The sequence below is a fragment of the Sphaerochaeta sp. UBA5849 genome, from assembly GCA_002432715.1.
GTDB lineage: Bacteria > Spirochaetota > Spirochaetia > Sphaerochaetales > Sphaerochaetaceae > Sphaerochaeta.
Genome location: DJGJ01000029.1, coordinates 67,573 through 85,699 on the forward strand (window position 1 = coordinate 67,573; position 18,127 = coordinate 85,699).

17 protein-coding genes are annotated in these 18,127 nt (G+C 49.6%); 11 read left to right on the forward strand and 6 right to left on the reverse strand.

Annotated elements, in window-relative coordinates:
• The first annotated feature begins 2 nt into the window (after positions 1-2).
• Genes B3K89_RS04675 through B3K89_RS04690 form a run of 4 tightly spaced genes read left to right on the forward strand, consistent with a single transcriptional unit; the run spans position 3 to position 2,718 of the window.
• Positions 3-833, forward strand: a complete 831-nt coding sequence (locus B3K89_RS04675; RefSeq protein WP_293890539.1) for a purine-nucleoside phosphorylase — start codon at positions 3-5, stop codon at positions 831-833.
• On the forward strand, positions 830-1,300 hold the full coding sequence (locus B3K89_RS04680; protein WP_293890537.1) for a cupin domain-containing protein: 471 nt from the start codon (positions 830-832) through the stop codon (positions 1,298-1,300). Before B3K89_RS04675 ends, B3K89_RS04680 begins: the two co-directional genes overlap by 4 nt.
• Entirely contained in the window at positions 1,300-2,001 is a 702-nt protein-coding gene (locus tag B3K89_RS04685) for an SDR family NAD(P)-dependent oxidoreductase (RefSeq protein ID WP_293890535.1), read from the forward strand. The genes B3K89_RS04680 and B3K89_RS04685 overlap by 1 nt, the downstream gene beginning before the upstream one ends.
• 3 nt (positions 2,002-2,004) lie before the next feature.
• On the forward strand, positions 2,005-2,718 hold the full coding sequence (locus B3K89_RS04690; RefSeq protein ID WP_293890533.1) for a metallophosphoesterase: 714 nt from the start codon (positions 2,005-2,007) through the stop codon (positions 2,716-2,718).
• A gap of 943 nt (positions 2,719-3,661) precedes the next feature.
• Here B3K89_RS04690 and B3K89_RS04695 read toward each other — a convergent pair.
• The 4 genes from B3K89_RS04695 to B3K89_RS04710 form a co-directional block, all read right to left on the reverse strand.
• On the reverse strand, positions 3,662-4,252 hold the full coding sequence (locus B3K89_RS04695; RefSeq protein WP_293890529.1) for a flavodoxin family protein: 591 nt from the start codon (positions 4,250-4,252) through the stop codon (positions 3,662-3,664).
• Between the two features lie 70 nt (positions 4,253-4,322).
• Positions 4,323-5,105: an ABC transporter ATP-binding protein gene (locus B3K89_RS04700; protein WP_293890527.1), complete on the reverse strand. Its 783-nt coding sequence runs from the start codon at positions 5,103-5,105 to the stop codon at positions 4,323-4,325.
• 58 nt (positions 5,106-5,163) lie between these two features.
• Positions 5,164-5,919, reverse strand: coding sequence for a FadR/GntR family transcriptional regulator (locus B3K89_RS04705; RefSeq protein ID WP_293890525.1), 756 nt, complete (start codon positions 5,917-5,919; stop codon positions 5,164-5,166).
• 662 nt (positions 5,920-6,581) lie between these two features.
• Positions 6,582-7,355 carry a FadR/GntR family transcriptional regulator gene (locus B3K89_RS04710; RefSeq protein WP_298505942.1) on the reverse strand — a complete coding sequence of 258 codons (774 nt, stop codon included), beginning with the start codon at positions 7,353-7,355 and terminating at the stop codon, positions 6,582-6,584.
• Positions 7,356-7,846: 491 nt separating this feature from the next.
• Between B3K89_RS04710 and B3K89_RS04715 the strand changes: the two genes are divergently transcribed.
• The 3 genes from B3K89_RS04715 (at position 7,847) to B3K89_RS04725 (ending at position 9,962) form a co-directional block, all read left to right on the forward strand.
• Positions 7,847-8,380 (forward strand): hypothetical protein, encoded by a 534-nt coding sequence (locus tag B3K89_RS04715; RefSeq protein WP_345907132.1) that lies wholly within the window; start codon positions 7,847-7,849, stop codon positions 8,378-8,380.
• 359 nt (positions 8,381-8,739) lie between these two features.
• Positions 8,740-9,312, forward strand: coding sequence for a hypothetical protein (locus B3K89_RS04720; RefSeq protein WP_345907133.1), 573 nt, complete (start codon positions 8,740-8,742; stop codon positions 9,310-9,312).
• Between the two features lie 125 nt (positions 9,313-9,437).
• On the forward strand, positions 9,438-9,962 hold the full coding sequence (locus B3K89_RS04725) for a hypothetical protein (RefSeq protein ID WP_293891213.1): 525 nt from the start codon (positions 9,438-9,440) through the stop codon (positions 9,960-9,962).
• Positions 9,963-10,169: 207 nt separating this feature from the next.
• Here the strand turns inward: B3K89_RS04725 and B3K89_RS04730 are convergent, their stop codons facing one another.
• Entirely contained in the window at positions 10,170-11,330 is a 1,161-nt protein-coding gene (locus tag B3K89_RS04730; RefSeq protein ID WP_293891210.1) for an ROK family transcriptional regulator, read from the reverse strand.
• A 102-nt stretch (positions 11,331-11,432) separates the two neighbouring features.
• On the opposite strand from B3K89_RS04730, the gene htpG reads away from it, so the two are divergent.
• The gene (gene htpG / locus B3K89_RS04735; protein ID WP_293891207.1) at positions 11,433-13,316 is read left to right on the forward strand and encodes a molecular chaperone HtpG; all 1,884 of its coding nucleotides are present in this window, start codon (positions 11,433-11,435) and stop codon (positions 13,314-13,316) included.
• A gap of 101 nt (positions 13,317-13,417) precedes the next feature.
• The gene (locus B3K89_RS04740) at positions 13,418-14,305 is read left to right on the forward strand and encodes a mechanosensitive ion channel family protein (protein WP_293891204.1); all 888 of its coding nucleotides are present in this window, start codon (positions 13,418-13,420) and stop codon (positions 14,303-14,305) included.
• Here B3K89_RS04740 and B3K89_RS04745 read toward each other — a convergent pair.
• Positions 14,280-14,816 carry a hypothetical protein gene (locus B3K89_RS04745; protein WP_293891201.1) on the reverse strand — a complete coding sequence of 179 codons (537 nt, stop codon included), beginning with the start codon at positions 14,814-14,816 and terminating at the stop codon, positions 14,280-14,282. The genes B3K89_RS04740 and B3K89_RS04745 overlap by 26 nt on opposite strands.
• Positions 14,817-14,891: 75 nt before the next feature.
• Here B3K89_RS04745 and B3K89_RS04750 point away from each other — a divergent pair, with 75 nt between their 5' ends.
• Both B3K89_RS04750 and B3K89_RS04755 read left to right on the forward strand, forming a co-directional pair.
• The gene (locus B3K89_RS04750) at positions 14,892-16,769 is read left to right on the forward strand and encodes a sigma 54-interacting transcriptional regulator (RefSeq protein ID WP_345907134.1); all 1,878 of its coding nucleotides are present in this window, start codon (positions 14,892-14,894) and stop codon (positions 16,767-16,769) included.
• A gap of 281 nt (positions 16,770-17,050) precedes the next feature.
• On the forward strand, positions 17,051-18,055 hold the full coding sequence (locus B3K89_RS04755) for a 4-hydroxythreonine-4-phosphate dehydrogenase PdxA (RefSeq protein WP_345907135.1): 1,005 nt from the start codon (positions 17,051-17,053) through the stop codon (positions 18,053-18,055).
• The last annotated feature ends 72 nt before the right edge of the window (positions 18,056-18,127 follow it).

Sequence of the window (18,127 nt, forward strand, 5' to 3'; positions counted from 1 at the left end):
CAATGGATAAACTCATGGATAAGATGCAGGAAGCTGCAATGTATATCACGTCCCGAATCGGCAATACTCCGGTGGATATCGGCATGGTCCTGGGCAGCGGTCTCGGTGGCCTCGCTGATGAACTGCAGGACGCAGTTGCAATTTCCTATAAGGACATTCCCTATTTCCCTGTCTCCACTGTCTTTGGGCACAAGGGCCGGCTGGTGGTGGGTACGCTGGAAGGCAAGCGTGTCATGTGCATGCAGGGACGATTCCACTACTACGAAGGCTATGGGATGGATCAGGTGGTGTTCCCCATCCAGGTCATGCATGCCCTGGGCATCAACAATCTCTTGGTGACCAATGCCGCCGGAGGGGTGAACTCATCCTACAGGCCTGGTGATTTGATGTTGATCACCGACCACATCAAATTGATAGCAGACAGCCCCATGCGCGGTCCGAACTATGACACCTTGGGCGAGCGGTTCTTCGATATGACCAATGCGTATGACAAGCATCTTTCCTCATTGGCCAGGGAGGAGGCAAAGCGCTTGGGCATTACCTTGCATGAGGGTGTGTACATGTTCTTCGCCGGGCCCTCCTACGAGACGCCGGCAGAGGTAAGAGCCGCCCGCATTCTCGGCTCTGATGCGGTGGGCATGTCCACCGTACCCGAAGCGTTGGCGGCCAGCCATATGCGGATGAAGGTGTTGGGCATCAGCTGCATCACCAACATGGCTGCCGGTATTCTTGACCAGCCGCTGAATCATGCCGAAGTGATGGAGACCAGCGACCGGGTGAAGGAGGCCTTTACGCTTCTGGTGCGCAATGTCACCAAACAATGGCCGGTATGACCAAAGAGATAGAAGATTTGATTCATAGACTGCAGTTGCAGCCGCTCGAGGGCGAAGGGGGATTCTTTCGCCGTGTATATACGTTCAAAAGCGATGGTGAGGCTTTGGGCAGTACCATCTACTACCTGATGACCGGCCGGAGTTTCTCCTCGCTTCACTATCTGCCTACTGCAGAGGTCTGGTACTTTTTGGAAGGCAGTGAAGCCCGACAGCTGGTGCTGCATCCCGATGGAAGTCATACAATGACAATCTTGGGGAAGGCGAGCGAAGATCATAATCCTGTCATTGCGGTTGAAGGGGGGTGTTGGCAGGGCACAAAGCCTGCTTGCGAGGATGGATGGACCTTGTGTGCAGCCACCATGGTTCCCCCCTATGATGGGCAGGCCTACAGGCAGGGAGGTCGAGCCTTGCTCTTGCAGTATCCAACCTGCCCTGATATCGAGGCATTTCTGGGCAAGGAGGAGTGATGAAGCACGTTCTGGTCAGTGGAGGTACGAGCACCCTGGGAAAAGCAATCTGCAGCATGTTCATTGCAGAAGGGGCGAGAGTGTATTGCGGGTACTCCAGCAGCGAACAGAAGGCCCAAGAGCTTGTTCGACAGTTGGGCCCCTCCCTGATTCCCGTCCTGCTCGATGTCACCGACCAAGCAAGCATCGATGAGGTTGCAAGCCGGATCACAACGCTTGATGTCCTGGTCAACAACAGCGGTGTTTTCTCGGTCCATCCGGTACAAGAGCTTCAGACCGAGGAGGTCCAGCGAATTTTTGATATCAATGTGACGGGTCTCATGCGCCTCACCAAGTGCATGATCCCCTTTCTCAAGGCCTCCAAAGGTTCAATCGTCAATGTTGCCAGCATCAACGCCTTTCATCCTGGTTTTGGCCAGACGGTGCACTATGATGCATCCAAAGGAGCGGTGGTCTCTTATACCAAGAGCCTGGCTCGTGAACTTGCCCCCTTTGTCCGGGTGAATGCCGTTGCACCGGGCCTGCTCAAGGCTCCCTATCTTGATGAGGAAAACCCGCTGAGAAAGCTGTATGAACAACGGGCCTTGCTGGGCAGTCTGGTCGATGCCGACCAGGTTGCCTTGGCTGTTCAGTTTCTCAGCAGGTGCTCGGCCATGACAGCAGAGGTGATCACCATCGATGCTGGCTATCTAGCGGGGTGATGTATGAAGATTCTCTGTATCTCTGATGAATCGGACCCGTTGGTCTACTCCAAGAACATCGCCTCCCGGTATGCCGATGTCGATGCGGTCATTGCAGCCGGTGACCTGCCGCTCAAATACTATGAGTTCATCATCTCCAGCCTGAACAAGCCGCTCTTTTTTGTGTTCGGCAATCATAATCTTGAGTTTCTGCACCAGTTCACCTCGAACGCCCAACCGATCATGCAATATGGATACACCGATGGGAAAATGCAGGTGCTGCCCAGCTTCGGTGGCGACTTTATCGATGGAAAGGTTCTCTACTATCGAAAGCAGAATCTTATCATCGCCGGCTTGGGCGGGTCGATGCGCTACAACAAGGGCACGCATCAGTTCACCGAGCGTGAAATGTATTTCAGGATGCTCAAGATGGTTCCCCGCCTTCTGTTCAACCGTATATTTCGTGGGCGGTATGTAGATATTCTGGTCACCCATGCAGCTCCCCTGGGACTCGGTGATGACACCGACCGTTGCCATCAGGGCTTTTCCACCTTCCTGACCTTCATGCAGTGGTTCAAACCACGGTATCTGTTGCACGGGCATATTCATTTGCATGATATGAACGCAAACCGCCAGCATGTATATAAGCAAACGCAGGTGATTAATGTTTTCCAAAGTTATATACTGCAGGACCCGAAGTTGGGGAGGGGTGGCAAACATGGGAAGAATGGGGAATGATTTGCTTTCCCAGACGAATGAGGATTTTGAAAAGGCCCGCAGCCGGGGCCGAATTCNNAATTCAGTCTTTGCTCAGTAGTCTGGCATGGAAGAACTCCGATTTATTAAGCTTTTATGCGGTTACCGAGCTGATAAAACCGCGAAGCGAGACATATCTGGGAATGCGGACCATTCCCGTCAAGCAGATAATCGGAAGTGAAGGCCGGTATCAGGATTTTTCACTGGCTTTCTATCCTAAGAAGGAGTTGCTCAGAGCCCGCTGGAGGAGCATCGACAGGGCGGTCAAGGAGTATGTGAACCTGCCACCCATCTCTGTGTACAAGCTTGGGCAGTGGTACTTTGTACGGGACGGGAACCACCGTGTCTCGGTGGCCAAGACACAGGGGGTTGAGTTCATCGATGCCGAGGTTGTTGAGCTCGACAGCCAGATTCCGCTTGAAGCAGGGCTCACGATGAAACAGCTGAGAAAGCGCGTCATCGATTACGAACGCAAGCGATTCCTTGAGCAATACAACCCCACCTTTCTGCCGATGGAGGAGATCGAGTTTACCTCTCCTGGTTCCTACCCGGAGATGGTCAACCATATTCTGGTACATAAGTACTATCTGAATGAGGGCAAGAGTGAGGAGCTGAGTTTTGAAGATGGTGCTGTTTCGTGGTATGAGAACGTATATAAACCGATCATCGAAGAGGTGCGCAGGGAAAAGCTGCTTGCATCTTTCCCGGGCAATACCGAAGCCGACCTCTATATGTGGATAGTCAGGCATTGGGACAACCTCAAGCACATGAGCGGCAGTCAGGAAGTGAGTATCGAAAGTGCCACTTCCGATTACAAGCTGCGCTTCGGCAGAGGGCGTGCAGAGCGTTGGTTGAACCGGATCAAGTATTTCTTCTCAAAGAAGTAGGAGAAGTGCGCTCCGCACTTCTCCTGAGGCCTTCTGTTTTATTCTTGTATATAGGCGCTGAGGATGTCGGCGTAGACTTCCATCTCCTTGCCCAGCCTGTCGCTTGGCCGGATGGCGCCTTCCTTGCCGGCCAGGTGTACGATGCCTCCCACCGGCTGGTCGCAGAAGTCCAGCTCGTCGTGCACCCCGAACGGTATGTGCAGCATGCCCATCGACTGGGCCCAATAGAGCATGGCAGTCAACGTATGGGCACCTTCGCAGGTGGAGTTCGAGCAGCTGGTGAAGCAGGCAAAGAACTTGGTTTCAAGGCTCTTGTCCTTACTCAGCGGCAGGGTGGTGTCAAGAAAGGTTTTCATCTCCGCCGAGATGTTTCCGAAACGGGTGGGGCTGCCCAGAATAACCATGTCGCTTTTTAGGAGCGTCGAGGTACTTACGATGGGAAGTGCCAGAATATCTTCATAGAAATCATTGGTCGTCTCTTGTGTGTTTGCCCAAATGTGCAAATCAGGGTCTTCAACGCGGTACAGCCTGGCATCGACATTTCGTGCGGTCATGAGTTCCTTGAGATAAGAACCAATGATGTAACAGTTGCCGCTGACACTGTGAATGATGATTGAACAACGCTTCATGTGGGGACCTCGCTTGTTTTGTTCTTGATTCAATAATACTACACAAAGGGAGGTTCGTGGAATAAATGCATCAGCACCAAGCGCTGTACAACCCCTCCCTCTCATCGATGAACACCTTGGTTTGGTACACTTCGCTGAGCAATCGTTCGTTGAGTACTTCCTGTTTCGAGCCGTCGGCGACAATTTTCCCGTGTTGCATGACCACGATACGGTTGATTGCCGGAATTATTTCACTCAGTTCATGGGTGGCCAGAATGATGGTTTTCCCCTCCCTGTCCAGTTGCTCCAATGTGCTGCGGTACTGCGACCGGCTGGGGAAATCGAGATTCGAAACCGCCTCGTCGAGCAACATCACCTGAGGATCGTGCACATTGGCTCGTGCCAGCAGGATTCTTCGGGCCTCTCCGCTGGACATGCGGTTCATCTGCTTGTCCCGAAGGTGCCAGGTATCGTAGCGGTGCATGACCTCCTCCATTTTCTGCATTTGCTGCTCGGTGCAGTGGTGGTGAAAGTCAAGTCCGATGGAGCTGAAGAAGCCGGAGGCGACGATCTCCCAGCCCTTGTAGCTGGAGTTGCACAGGTATTGCAAGGATTGGGAGACAATGCCCAGATGGGCCCTGAGGCTCAAGACTTCCCACTTTGCTTTCCCAAAAAGAATCCGCTTGGTTTGGGGGGAGTACAAAGGATGGATTTCTTCACTCAACAACTGTACCAAGGTGCTCTTGCCGGCTCCGTTTGGACCGATGATTGCAACATGTTCGTTGCGCCGTACCTGAAAAGAGACATCGTCGAGAATCGGTACGCCTGCACGGCGAACTGTGGCATGTTCCAGCTGTATGATGCATTCATCCATAAAAATACCTCCACCGTGACTATACCACGCTGAAGGATTTTTGCCAAAGAGGGGGTGATCAAGCGTAGGAGATCATAGCCATGCCTTCATCCGGGTAGTGGTCCATCACCTTGGTTTCGAGGGTGGTGAGGGTGACCAACACCAATGCGACCGCAAGATCGGTTTGCCCATTCTGCAATGCTTCACAGAGATAGGAGTAGTCTTTTGAGCGTTTCTCCATCTGGGATGGGGTGAATTTGGTGGAGTTCATCGCAGTGTCCAGCAATGGTGAAAGGTTGTCATAAATGCAGGAGAGAATCTGGTTGCCGTTGGCGAAGACCAGGGTCCGATGGAAATCGGCTTCAGCCTTCAGATAGTCGGCATGGGCCTTGGCGTCTTTCCTAAAGATGTGGGGGACCGCTGCTTCCATGCGATTGCTCGAATTCCATAGCTGGGCAAGGTACTCATCGCGATTCTCAAGACGGGAAAACCCCCTGGCGGCACTTGTAGCAACCGTGATGCGGACCTGCATGAGATTACGCATCAGCTTTGCTTGGCTGATCTTGCTGTTTACAATGGTGGTGGAGATGGACTCGACGTACTGGTCAAGGTTGTTGCTCCTGACTTGGGCCCTTCTTCCTTGGGAAATTACAACCAATCCCTTGGCTTCGAGAAGCTTCAAGGCTTCACGAATGGGACGGCTCGATGTATTGAACTGATCGGCAAGTACTTGTTGTGAAGGAAGGAATGATCCGCTTTTTAAACGATTGTCCAAGATCATCTCTTCCAAGGACGAAGCAATTCTCGCTGATTTTGTTTGTGAAATGTAATCCATTTCTTCTTCCTTGTTGAGCGAAGCAATGTAAGCCTTAACCATGTCATACGTTCTAAGTTTGCTTACAGGTAAAATATAATATATTTACTAACTATATGCAATACTTGGATATCAAAATATTAATTGATGACATCAGTTGTAAATCGTGTAATAAGTTATTCATGTAAACACCAACATTGGACATAGGATGGATATGCTTCTTTCTTGTTTTGTACATACAGGCATTACAAGAAATAAGGCTCCTGACTAAAAGTTTTGCTTCAAGACGCCGAAATGCTTCAGTCCTTCAAGAACTCCTGCAGGTCCTTGGCAAACATAATTCGGTCGTTCTCGCCATCGACGGCTGTAATGATGCTCTGCATTGCAATTCAGCACTTCCTGGCTAGATGGAGCATGGCGGTGCCTTTGCCTGCGTCAGGTTCCCATGAACGCTTGATGTAGTGGATCTAGTTGCCCACCGTGGTGATGAGAATATGCGGGTCATACAGATGAAGAACGTCAAGAGCCGTGCCGCTTCTGCAGTGCGTGAGCCTCTGAGTCGTCGGTGATTGCCTCTTCCACGGGTATGACCTCTCAGGCCATGGTTGCATCGAAGAAGATGCATGCCAATTGAAAAAAAAGCTGCCACGATTTGCGGCAGCGTTCACTGAATCAAGATATTGTTACAGGTCGAGGGTCTCGAACTTGTCCTTGATGTTCGTAAGGTTCACCAGGGTCAGGGCTACTGCAAGGTCGGTCTGTCCGTTTACCAGCGCGTCGACCAAGTAGCGGTACTCATTCACTTTCTTTTTCTGTTCATTATAGGTTTCCGGCAACCTGTCCATTGCGGCATAGAGCTGTGGTGCGAGGTTTTCATAGATGCTGCTGAGGATGATGTTGTCGTTTGACTTGATCAGCGCTGCATGGAACTCAAACTCCGTCGCCTTGAACTGCGTGATTGATTCTGCATCCTTTCCGGTTTCGAGGCTGGGCAGCAGGTGTTCCATTTTGGTGCATGCGCGGTCGAGGGAGCGAACGATCAACATTCTGTTGGGGTCGCGGGAAAGTTCCCTGGCAGCCGACACTTCAATGGTAGTGCGTACCTGCATCAGGTCGGTGAGCAGCTTCTTGTCCGGTGCCTGCTTGCTGATCATGGAAGCAGAAAGTGACTCCACGAACTGGTCGAGGCTGTTGCTCTTGACGATTGCCTTTTTGCCCTGCTTTACACTGATCAGACCCTTGGCTTCAAGGTTCTTGAATGCTTCACGTACACTTCTGCTTGAAGCATTGAACTGAGTTGCCAGGTCATGCTGACTTGGCAACGTCTCCCCAGCCTTATATTTCTTAGCGAGGATTTCTTCCTCGAGTTTATTTGCAATTACGGTCGATTTGGTTTCTGATCCTGTAATACTGTTTCCGCTCATCTTATCCACTTCCTTGGTAATTCCGTTTGACATGTGTAGTTGCAACTGTATACATACTACAATCTCATATATACGCTATTTTATTGTGAAAAGCAATCGCATACCAGTGGAATATGTTATAAGTATGATAAAAGATTTATTGAAGGGAAAATTTTATAAATATCGATGAAGTAGCAGGTTGTTGGAAATAGCAGGAGGAAAACTTCTTCATTTCACTTATTACATCGGAATTTGCTTCTTTCATTATGACAGAACGTTTGCATCCAGAACAGCAGGTGGAAGTGCATGAGTATCGAGAATAAGGTGCATATTCTTCCAAATGCACAGAAAAATGATGTCATAAGATAAAATGAGCATAAAAGAATATAATATAAATAATTATAATATATTATTGGTATCTGTACTATGAATTATGTAAGTCGAATACTCTATGTATTGACACATGTTTTTCTGCCGTTGTATAGTTCCAGCAGAAGAAGACGGGAAAACTCTTGCACACTTTTTTGGGAGGGAACTACAGCTTCATGAGACGATATTTTAGCATTGTGCTGCTCATCCTTATTCAGCTGGCTATGTTTGCAGCTCCAGTGAATCCAGCACAAGTAACCATTTCTCTTACCACCAGGGTTCCTGAGTACTTGGTACACGGGTTCCTTACTACAAGCGAAGGCTCTCAGGTTATTGTCTCTTCTACAGAGGTGGAAGATGCATTCAATGAAAATGGAGCTTCCTTTACCTATGCCATCAAGACCAATGTATCCATTCCGTTGAAAGTGACGGCTACGGTTTTGCCGTTCAATCTGAAGTATGCTCCGAGCACCTATCAGGTGGGAATAGATAAGATTTATGTGAAAGAGAGTGAAGCTGATAGCCCTAATGAGGCTGTCGTTGATTCGACCAGCGGGAGCTACAAGCTAGTGGAGTTCACGCCCAATGCTTCCGGCTTGGCAACATACTCCTACATATTGACTGTGTTTGCGAACCAGGCAGAAGTTCTGCAGGCTCCTTCAGGGGCGTATGAGTCTACGGTTTCGATCGGGATAACACCGAATAATTAGGAAAATCTGATAGTTTGATACCAAGGGTGCCGACAAGGCACCTTCTTTGTTATAGAAAACAAAGAACTAGAATACATAGATATGACAGAAGTGGTTGATTGATTGTTCTATACCTTCTTAATAAAAATCATTACTACAACTACTATTAAGTTATTTCTTTCAAATTGTTTAACATATGTAATAAGTTTGGAATATATTAAGTATATAATATACAATGAAATATAAAATATATGATACATTTAAAAGAAAAATAAACAAAATTGTTATCTCTAATATTGACATAAGTCTGATACGGTAGTAGGCTATGCATGTATAAAGGGACCGTACCATAAAAGGATTACCTCCCAAAGGAGTTTAAAATGAATAAAAAGTTGATTGCACTTGCTATGATTCTGCTGCTTGCTGTTGGTGGGTTGTTTGCTGCTATTACACTTCCTGGTAATGGCAATACTTCGGTTACTGCAATCTTAAAGGCAACACTTGGTAGTTATTTCTATCATGGTATTGTTGAAGGCTCGGATTTTATTGGAACAAAGAATATACTTAATGCCTTTTCAGCAACTACTTCTCCATCATTCCAATATGGTTATGAAACCAATGCGGCTGGTCTGTATTATATCCGCATGGCAGTAAGTGATTTTGATAATGTAACCGAGGGAGCCGAAGGTACGGTAAAGATTAAGAATATTACTGTTAGTGGTGGAGGTGCTACAAAGATTTGGGATGATGTAAATTCCAGTTATGTCATTTTCACTGTTCCTACGACTAATACATATACCAGAACCACCACAACCATTACGGTTGAACCGGCTCTGACTGCAACCGATACCACTGACCATCGTGGAAATATAATTGCTGCGACTGAAACTGCTGCGCAAGCTACCCCCGGTGAATATGAGGCTACCATTTCCTTTAGTGTTTCCGCTTCCTGATTTTTCTCCTCGTGTCGAGAGTTTGGGCTGTGCAGGCAACTGCACAGCTTTTCTTATCGATTTTCCTATCAAGTTTTACCTTCTCTTGCTAGGATATAATCAGTACTGCTTTAGTGGAGATGTATATGAAGAAGCTTCTTGTCATATTATTGTTATTCGTATTGCTTCTCCCCCTTGGTGCGGATGAAATGCCCAAATTTCCTGCAGCGACCGTCTACCTTGTTGGAGAAATCAAACCCAAGGATTTGATGATTAGAATCTACAATGAAGCGGGAGAAGAGCTTACCCGGGAAGATGCGCTGTTGAACTTCGAATTTCCCAATCTTGAAGAGTGGGAAGTCAGCCAAGCCCTCTATTTCCGCTATTCTTCACATTTGGCCAAGCAGAAGGCTGGAAGGTTGATTTTTGCGATCGATGATCTTGCTCTCGATGATTACAATAGACTATGGACCACATTGGAACTTACCTCTGAAAACAAGCTTACCTTTGTTGAGAATGGCAATACGTTCCATACTCAGTTCCCGGCCGGACCACAGGATGATGTCCCGATTGGGAAGCTTACCGTAAAGCTTCGCAAGAGAGCTGAGGATGTATTCTCTGCCGGAACCTATGCAGGTTCATTCATGATTAATTATACTGAAGGCAGTTAATTCAGGCTTCAATGCTCTTTATTGCACCATTGGGATAATAAAACACGGTATTGGAAAAATAGTTGCAGAATTATGAAATTATAGTTTTACAGCCGGCTGAAAGCATGCAATAATCAAGAGTGTCGTTGCTCGAGTCCAGTCCGAAGTATCCAGCGGGTGGACGCGTACCTTAGGAGAGGAGTCCTGGGGTTCTCAAGGAGGTTGCCGCTACTCGGTTTCGGGTAGCGGTTTTTCTTTGTCCAGATTCTGCATTGTTTCCAGCATCTGTCGTTGAAACACCCATCGATCGAGTGCTGCTGCAATGCTTCCCAATACCGAGCTCTGTTCCTTCAAGGCCGATCGGCAAATCGGAATGGAAGCCAGCTCATGATGGGCATGCTCACGATAGAACGTAGAGACCATTTGCAGGTATTGGTCATCCAAATTGGCAATTCCTCCACCAAGAATAATCTTTTGTGCCCCGGTCACTGCACTTGCCGCAATGAGGGCCATGGCCATGGCCCGGCATGCCTCTTGGAGAGATGTTTGCACTTCCTTTGCGTTGCTCTGAGCCAGTTGCTTGACTGAAAGTCCTTGATGTTTCTCGCTGAGGGCCCAGCCGGCACTCACCGTCTCCAAGCATCCGATGCCTCCGCAACGGCACAACCCGGTAGGAGCAATGGGAAGGTGTCCGAACCTGCTTTTCTCGGCCATAATTGAACTGCCGTTGTAAAAAGCACTTGCGATATGTTCACCCCAGTTGATGTAAAGAAAGTTGTTGGATTGTTCTTTTCCAAACCAACGCTCGGCCTCAACCATCGCCTGGACGTGGTGGACCAGCAGGGTGGGCAGCTTGGTATGGACTTCGATGGCCTTCGCCAGGGGAATATCCTTCCAATCCCAGTACTCGTGGGAGACAATCGACTGGCCATCGGGGCTCACGCTTGCTGAAGTGGAGATGGCGATCCCGGCAATCTCAGTGGTGGCGAATTTGGTCAGCTTCATACAGGTTCTGATGATGGTCTCCCCCCACTGTTTGGGCTGCGGTTGCAGCGGTGTCGGAAGACGCTCGAAACGCAGGATTTTTCCCTGCAGGTCTGCAAGCAGAAACGTGGTTGTCCGGCTTCCCATATCGACCCCCAGCACCAGGCGGGCATCAGATACCAACGAGAGTGCAGTAGGCCTCCTGCCGTTGCTGGTGGCAACCTTGCCCTGTTCCTCGACAAGTCCCTCTATCAGAAGCTGTTCAACGATTTCACTGGTGGAGGGCTTGTTCAGATCAAGCAATCTGGCGATATCGGCTCGGCTGATTTCTCCCTGTTGGGAAAGCAAATTCAACACGCGCAGTCGATTAATGGTACGGGCGGTGGAGGGCAGTGAAAACTTCATGCATTGAGCATAGCCCACCTTCGGTTTTTTGTTAAGGACAATTGCCGATGGCATGAAAAATCAGTATGTTTGCTTATATCCTTTTGGAGGCATGAAACTACAATGGAACAAAAGAAGTTTAAGACTGAAGTGTCGGAGCTGCTTCAGCTCATCATCCACTCGCTCTACTCACACAAGGAAATATTCCTTCGCGAGTTGGTGTCCAACTCGTCCGATGCACTGGACAAACTAAAGTACCTCACCTTGACCGATGAAAAATTCAAGGGTCTCTCCTTCGATCCGCGAATCGACATCTTCTTCACCGAAGAGGGCGACAAGCGCACGTTGACCATCAGCGACAACGGATTGGGGATGAACCATGACGACCTGAGTGACAACTTGGGAACCATTGCCTCAAGCGGCACCAAGAAGTTCCTCGCTTCCTTGACCGAAGAACAGAAGAAGGACAGCAACCTGATCGGTCAGTTCGGTGTAGGTTTCTATAGTGCATTCATGGTGGCCGAAAAGGTTGAGGTGATCAGTCGCAAGGCCGGTGAAGAGCAGGCTTGGAAGTGGAGCAGCACAGGTAAAGGCAGCTACACGCTCGAGGAAGCTGTCCGGGATGGTCATGGAACCACCATCACGCTCTATCTGAACGAGGAAGGCAATGAGTATGCCAACCGTTGGCAGATCGAGCAGCTGGTGAAGAAGTACAGTGATCACATCGCCTATCCGATTTTCCTCTCCTATGACCAGACAACCTATGACGACAAGAAGAAGGACAAGGATGGGAAGGCGGTAAAGAAAGTCGAACACAAGGTGGAGCAGATCAACAGCTCTTCGGCCTTGTGGAGGCGCAGCAAGAGTGAACTCACCGATGAGCAGTACAAGGAGTTCTACAAACAGTTGACCTACGACAGCGAAGACCCCCTTTTCTATGTTCATACACGAGCAGAAGGAGCCACCGAGTACACAACCCTGTTCTTCATCCCCTCCAAGGCACCGTTTGACCTGTACCATGCCGATTATCGTCCGGGCGTGAAGCTCTATGTGAAGCGCGTATATATCACCGATGACGACAAGGAACTGCTTCCCACCTATCTGCGTTTTGTCCGGGGTATCATCGATAGCGAGGACCTCCCGCTGAACGTAAGCCGTGAGATTTTGCAGCAGAACAGGGTCATGAGTGCCATCCGCAATGCTTCGGTGAAGAAGCTGTTGGGTGAATTCCAGAAAATCAGCGAACAGAACCCCGAGCTCTACACCAAGTTCATCGAGCAGTTCAATCGTCCGCTCAAGGAAGGCCTCTATTCGGACTACGCCAACCGCGATGCACTGCTTGAGCTGGTTCGCTTCAAGTCCTCGTCGCAGGAAGGGTATGTCAGTCTTGCTTCCTACAAGGAGCGGATGCCCGCCGACCAGAAGTCGATCTATTACATCACCGGAGGAAAGGAGTCGACTCTCAAGGCAAGTCCCTTGCTCGAGTCCTATCGCAAGAAAGGCTTCGAGGTCCTGATCATGAGCGACGACATCGACGATATCGTTGTCGGGTCGATTGGAACGTACAAGGAGTTGCCGCTGAAGGCTATCAACAAGAGTGGTGCAGTGGATGACCTGAAAGAAGAGAAGGATGCCGAAAAGACCAAGGAGGCAAAGAGCCTGGTCAAGAAGATCAAGAAGGCTCTCGGCGACAAGGTCAAGGATGTAGTGGTCTCCTCTCGTCTTGTTGAATCACCTGCGGTGGTGGTTGTGGATGAGAACGATCCTTCGGTGCAGATGCAGCAGATTCTCAAGAGCATGGGACAAGACGACTTCGAGGATGTGAAACCCATCCTGGAAATCAACGTTGAAGACCCCATGATCAAGAAAATCGATGCAAGCGACGACGATCAGTACATCGAGGATCTTTGTTCGGTGTTGCTTGACCAGGCACTGCTTGCCGAGGGTGTCATGCCCAAGGACCCGGTTGCTTTCACCAAGAAGCTGCACAGTCTGCTCAGCAAGTAATCCAATTGAATCGGGCAGGGTGAAGATCATTTCTTTACCTTGCCTTTTTTGTGCCCTGATGGTAGGTTCTCAGTATCTATTCTCAACAAGGATGTGTATATATGCACCCAGCAATCATGGCACTAAGCAGTGAGGCGGCTGTTTCTGATTCGTTCTTTGGACAGCTCATGCATAAGATCGACGTATGGGCACAGCTTGGGCCGGTATCGTTTCTGATTACCTTGGGAACCGGCCTGCTCATGGTCTTGGTCGGTAAGATTCTCATTATTTGGCTGACCCGGATTCTGAAACGCTCGCTTGCACGGGCGAAGAAGATCAATGACCTGATGGCCCGTTTCATCCTGCAGCTGGTCAACATCATCGGTTGGCTTTTCCTGATAGTAGTCTTTTTGCAACACATTGGCCTGGACATGGGACCGGTGCTTGCCGGACTGGGAATCACCGGTGTCATTCTTGGTTTCGCCTTCCAGGAGACCATCGGCAACCTGCTCAGCGGGGTGATGATCGTCATCAACGCTCCCTTCAGGATCGGGGACTACATCGAGACGGGATCCTTCAGCGGAACGGTCACCGACATGGATATGATTTGTGTCATCCTCTCAACTCCCGACAACAAGAAAATCACGATGTCCAACAAGCTGGTCTGGAGCAACCCCATCGTCAACTACTCGAACATCGAGCGGAGAAGGGTGGAACTTGCAGTCAGTGTTTCTTATCAGGCAGATCTCACCCTGGCCAAGCAGGTGATCAAGAACATTCTCGATTCCTATCCAGAAGTGCTTCCCGAGCCTGCGCCGGTCATTGAAGTAAACAAACTCAACACTTCCTCAATCGACTTTGTAGTCCGTCCCTGGACCAAGCCGGCTGACTATTGGAAGGTGTATTGGCGGTTCAATGGCGAAATACTTCAACGCCTTGCTGAAGCAGGGCTATCTGTTCCGTTCAATCAGCTTGATGTGCACATCATTGATCAGCCGAAGATGAACTAGCTTCCTTGCCAAGGCAATAACGCTCCAGCAAGGTGCAGAATTCCTTGGAGTCCGAGAGCAGGAACTTGCCAAGGTAGGACTTGGGTTTCCAGGCTTTTGAACCGAAGAGCAGGCTGATGATGCTGTCCTTCGTTTCGATCTCTACGGTGATGTTGGAGATTTTGTTGTTCTCCAACGTCTCGTAGTGCTGGCTGCAGCTGATGAACTCATCGTATCCAAACAGGTATTCGGCATCCTTGAGCACCACTGCAACCATGCGTTTCTTGGTATCGAAAGTGAGCAGGATACCGTCGTTCAGGTCATTGATATACCCCTGTTTACTATCAAACTCCAGTTTGTGTTGTTGCATGAGTTCGAAGGCTTTCTGCTCAAGCGAGCGCAGTGTCTGTTGATAATTTGCCTTTGCCCGATTCCTCTTCTTCTTGCCGATTGTCAATGCATAGAAGTTGAAAATGGTCACAACAGCCAGAAGCGCCAGAAGCAGGTATTGCAGAATGGGTGTATATGTCATAGCCGACAATACCAAGAGTCGGCAAGCTTTGTAAAGAATGGCAGTCCATGCTACACTGGACAGCGGAGCAACGTAGTGATAAAGATATTGATTGTTGTACCCTATCTTGAACTTCAACAGGCTTTCGAAGAGGTCCTTCACACCATTGACCTCCAAGACTTGTCAGTAAGCACTACGCATATTTTCGGAACTGATCCCCAGGTAATCCAGCCTCTTGATGCCGATATTATTGTGGCTCGAGGCATCACGGCTTCTGCAATCGCCTTGCAAAAGCCTTCCGTGCACGTGGTTCCCATCAACTGGAGCAATGCCGATCTGCTTTCCGCTCTTTCCCAAGCGAAGGCCGTCTCAAATGGCGGTCGTATCGGCCTGATCTCCAACGAGCAGTTGTGCGGGCAGGATGAGCTGAGCACGCTGGTGGGCCGCGAGGTCTCCGTGTTCCAGGTAACCGACCAAAACGATGTTCTCGAAGGTGTTTCTACGTTGCAGAAGCTGGGATGCACCATCTTCGTCGGGGGCCTGACCATGTGCAGGATCTGCGAGGAACGCAACCTTTCTTTCATCCATGTCAAGACTGGATACCAAGCGGTGGTACATGCAGTCAATGAGGCCGCAGCGGCCGCCCGTTCGCTGGAGCGGGCCCAGACCAGGGGGAACCTTCTGGGAACCCTGCTGAACAACGCAACGTATGCCTTGCTTGCCATAAACAGCAATGGTCAGATCATTGCAGGGAACCGGCAGGCTGAAAACTTGTTCGCCAAGAGTCCTTTGGAGGGCCTCCCGGTTGAAAAAGTGTACTTTTCCAGCAGGTGGGCCGAAGCGTTCAATTCCGGCAGCCCGAAGGAAGAGCTGGTAACCATCAATGGACAACAGTGCCTGGTCACCCAGCAGCCGATCAGCATGGATGACAAGAAAGCAGGCTTCCTCTATACATTCCAGAATGCAGAAGCCATCAGACGGACAGAGCACAAGATTCGAACCGAGCTGAACCGGAAGGGCTTGATCGCCCGGTATAGTTTCTCTGACATCGTTACCCGGAATCCCCATATGCTGGCCTTGGTTGAGAAGGCCAAGCGCTTCAGCCAGGTTCCTGGAACGGTGTTGCTTCTCGGTGAGACAGGAACCGGCAAGGAGTTGTTTGCCCAAAGCATCCACAACGCCTCCCCTCGGGCGAAAGAGCCCTTTGTTGCTGTAAACTGTGCAGCCCTGCCCGAACAATTGCTTGAAAGCGAGCTGTTCGGCTACACCGACGGTGCCTTCACCGGAGCGGCGAAGGGGGGCAAGCCTGGACTTTTTGAGCTTGCACACAAGGGAACACTCTTTCTCGATGAAATTGCCGAGATGCCGATTGTCGTGCAGGCGAAGCTCTTGAGGGTCCTGCAGGAACGCGAGGTCCGAAAGATTGGTGCCGACACGGTTATTCCTGTTGATGTACGAATAATAAGTGCCGCAAACAATGCCATCATCGAGAAGGTGAGGGAAGGGACGTTCCGTCTCGACCTCTTCTATAGAATCAGCCTGTTGAGCCTGCAGTTGATACCCCTGCGAAACCGCCAAGAGGATATCGGTATTTTATTCAGGCATTTCGTCCAGCAATACTGCAGAAGGCATGGCTTGAAAGAACCGTTGCTCACCGATCAAGCAATAGCCGCGCTCAATGCCTTCTCCTGGCCGGGGAACATCCGTGAATTGAGAAATGCTGCAGAACGGCTTGCCATCCTGAATACATCCGATGTCGTCACCGTCAAGGAGATTGATCTGCTCGACATAGGCTCTACCAGTCTGCAGATGCATGATGAGCCCCAGAGGCAGGTTCGACGTAAGCCCAAGATATCGGATGAAGAGCTGTATCAGCAATTTCTTGCCAGTGGTTTGAGCCGGGATGTATTTGCCAGGCAGATGGGTATGAGCAGGACGACGCTGTGGCGTAAATTCACTGCACTCGAGCAATAAGAACAAATTACCTTGGATGCGTGTATGTTGCATTGATGTTGCAAATGAAACATGTAACAAAATATTGAAACAATGAAACAAGTATCTACCACAACCCAATTTTTATGCGAAACTTATGCTCACAGTTTCGTATTTGGTTCCTTAACCACAAAATACTTGTATACAAAAGCATAAGAAAATCAAAATTGTATACAATATAATAAAGTTGGCACGCAAGTTGCCCTATCGTTGGTACGGGCTCACTCTGTTTGCGCCCTGTCTGTTTGAAAAGGGAGTCTTTCATGAATAAACCTATATTGGGAATTTTGATTGGGGACGGAGCTGGAGTAGGCCCGGAGATCATTGCAAAGCTTGCAGTGCAGAATTTTTTTGCCGCCTATTGCAGACCTGTCATCATAGGAGACATACGAATCCTTGAGCGTGCATTTGGTGTCATTGGTTCCTCCGTACCCTTGCAAATGGTTTCTGATATCGACCAGATTGATTGGAACGGTAATTTGGCTGTTCTTGACCAACACGATCAGGATCCCCAAAAGGTTGTGTTTGGACAGCTGACCATTGAAGCAGGAAAAGCAAACCTGCATGGATTGAAACTTGGTGTTGAGCTCTATAAGGCCAAAAAAATTGAAGGCTTCTGCTTCGCTCCCTTCAACAAGGCAGGCATGAGGGAAGCCGGATGTGAGCTGGAAAGCGAACATCACTATCTTGCCCAGCTCTTCAACCATACCGAACCCTTTGGGGAGATCAACGTGCTTGGGGACCTGTGGACCACCAGAACCACCAGCCATATCCCGATTGCCGAAGTCAGCAAGAACCTCACCGATGATAGAATCCTTCGTGCAGTGCGACTGGCAGACGCATCCCTGAAGAACAGCGGCATTGCAAAGCCCCGGCTTGCACTGGCTGCCCTGAACCCCCATGCCGGCGAGCATGGCCTGTGCGGGCGTGAGGAAATTGATGTCATTGAACCCGCTATTGCCAAGGCAAGAGAGATGGGGATCGATGCATCCGGTCCCTATCCCAGTGATATCACCTTCATCAAGGCCTTCCGCGGAGAGTTCGATGGAGTGGTGACAATGTATCACGACCAGGGCCAGATTGCCCTGAAACTGCGCGGCTTCGATGAAGGCATCACCATTGCCGGTGGACTCCCCGCCCCCATAGTGACGTGTGCCCATGGTACGGCCTATGATATTGCAGGGAAGGGCATCGTGAAGACCAGTGCATTCGAGAATGCAGTCAAGATGGCTTCCCGCATGGCTGTCCACCTGCAGAAGCAGGCTTGAGGAGCTAGGAGAATATGCAGACAAAAAAAATTACAAGCAAGATGTTAATCCCGATAGTGGTGTCAGTCCGTA

Coding starts and splice junctions, on each gene's coding strand:
- B3K89_RS04675 (WP_293890539.1), top strand. CDS start 3: ATGGATAAACTCATGGATAAGATGCAGGAAGCTGCAATGTATATCACG.
- B3K89_RS04680 (WP_293890537.1), top strand. CDS start 830: ATGACCAAAGAGATAGAAGATTTGATTCATAGACTGCAGTTGCAGCCG.
- B3K89_RS04685 (WP_293890535.1), top strand. CDS start 1,300: ATGAAGCACGTTCTGGTCAGTGGAGGTACGAGCACCCTGGGAAAAGCA.
- B3K89_RS04690 (WP_293890533.1), top strand. CDS start 2,005: ATGAAGATTCTCTGTATCTCTGATGAATCGGACCCGTTGGTCTACTCC.
- B3K89_RS04695 (WP_293890529.1), bottom strand. CDS start 4,252: ATGAAGCGTTGTTCAATCATCATTCACAGTGTCAGCGGCAACTGTTAC.
- B3K89_RS04700 (WP_293890527.1), bottom strand. CDS start 5,105: ATGGATGAATGCATCATACAGCTGGAACATGCCACAGTTCGCCGTGCA.
- B3K89_RS04705 (WP_293890525.1), bottom strand. CDS start 5,919: ATGGATTACATTTCACAAACAAAATCAGCGAGAATTGCTTCGTCCTTG.
- B3K89_RS04710 (WP_298505942.1), bottom strand. CDS start 7,355: ATGTCAAACGGAATTACCAAGGAAGTGGATAAGATGAGCGGAAACAGT.
- B3K89_RS04715 (WP_345907132.1), top strand. CDS start 7,847: ATGAGACGATATTTTAGCATTGTGCTGCTCATCCTTATTCAGCTGGCT.
- B3K89_RS04720 (WP_345907133.1), top strand. CDS start 8,740: ATGAATAAAAAGTTGATTGCACTTGCTATGATTCTGCTGCTTGCTGTT.
- B3K89_RS04725 (WP_293891213.1), top strand. CDS start 9,438: ATGAAGAAGCTTCTTGTCATATTATTGTTATTCGTATTGCTTCTCCCC.
- B3K89_RS04730 (WP_293891210.1), bottom strand. CDS start 11,330: ATGAAGTTTTCACTGCCCTCCACCGCCCGTACCATTAATCGACTGCGC.
- htpG (WP_293891207.1), top strand. CDS start 11,433: ATGGAACAAAAGAAGTTTAAGACTGAAGTGTCGGAGCTGCTTCAGCTC.
- B3K89_RS04740 (WP_293891204.1), top strand. CDS start 13,418: ATGCACCCAGCAATCATGGCACTAAGCAGTGAGGCGGCTGTTTCTGAT.
- B3K89_RS04745 (WP_293891201.1), bottom strand. CDS start 14,816: ATGACATATACACCCATTCTGCAATACCTGCTTCTGGCGCTTCTGGCT.
- B3K89_RS04755 (WP_345907135.1), top strand. CDS start 17,051: ATGAATAAACCTATATTGGGAATTTTGATTGGGGACGGAGCTGGAGTA.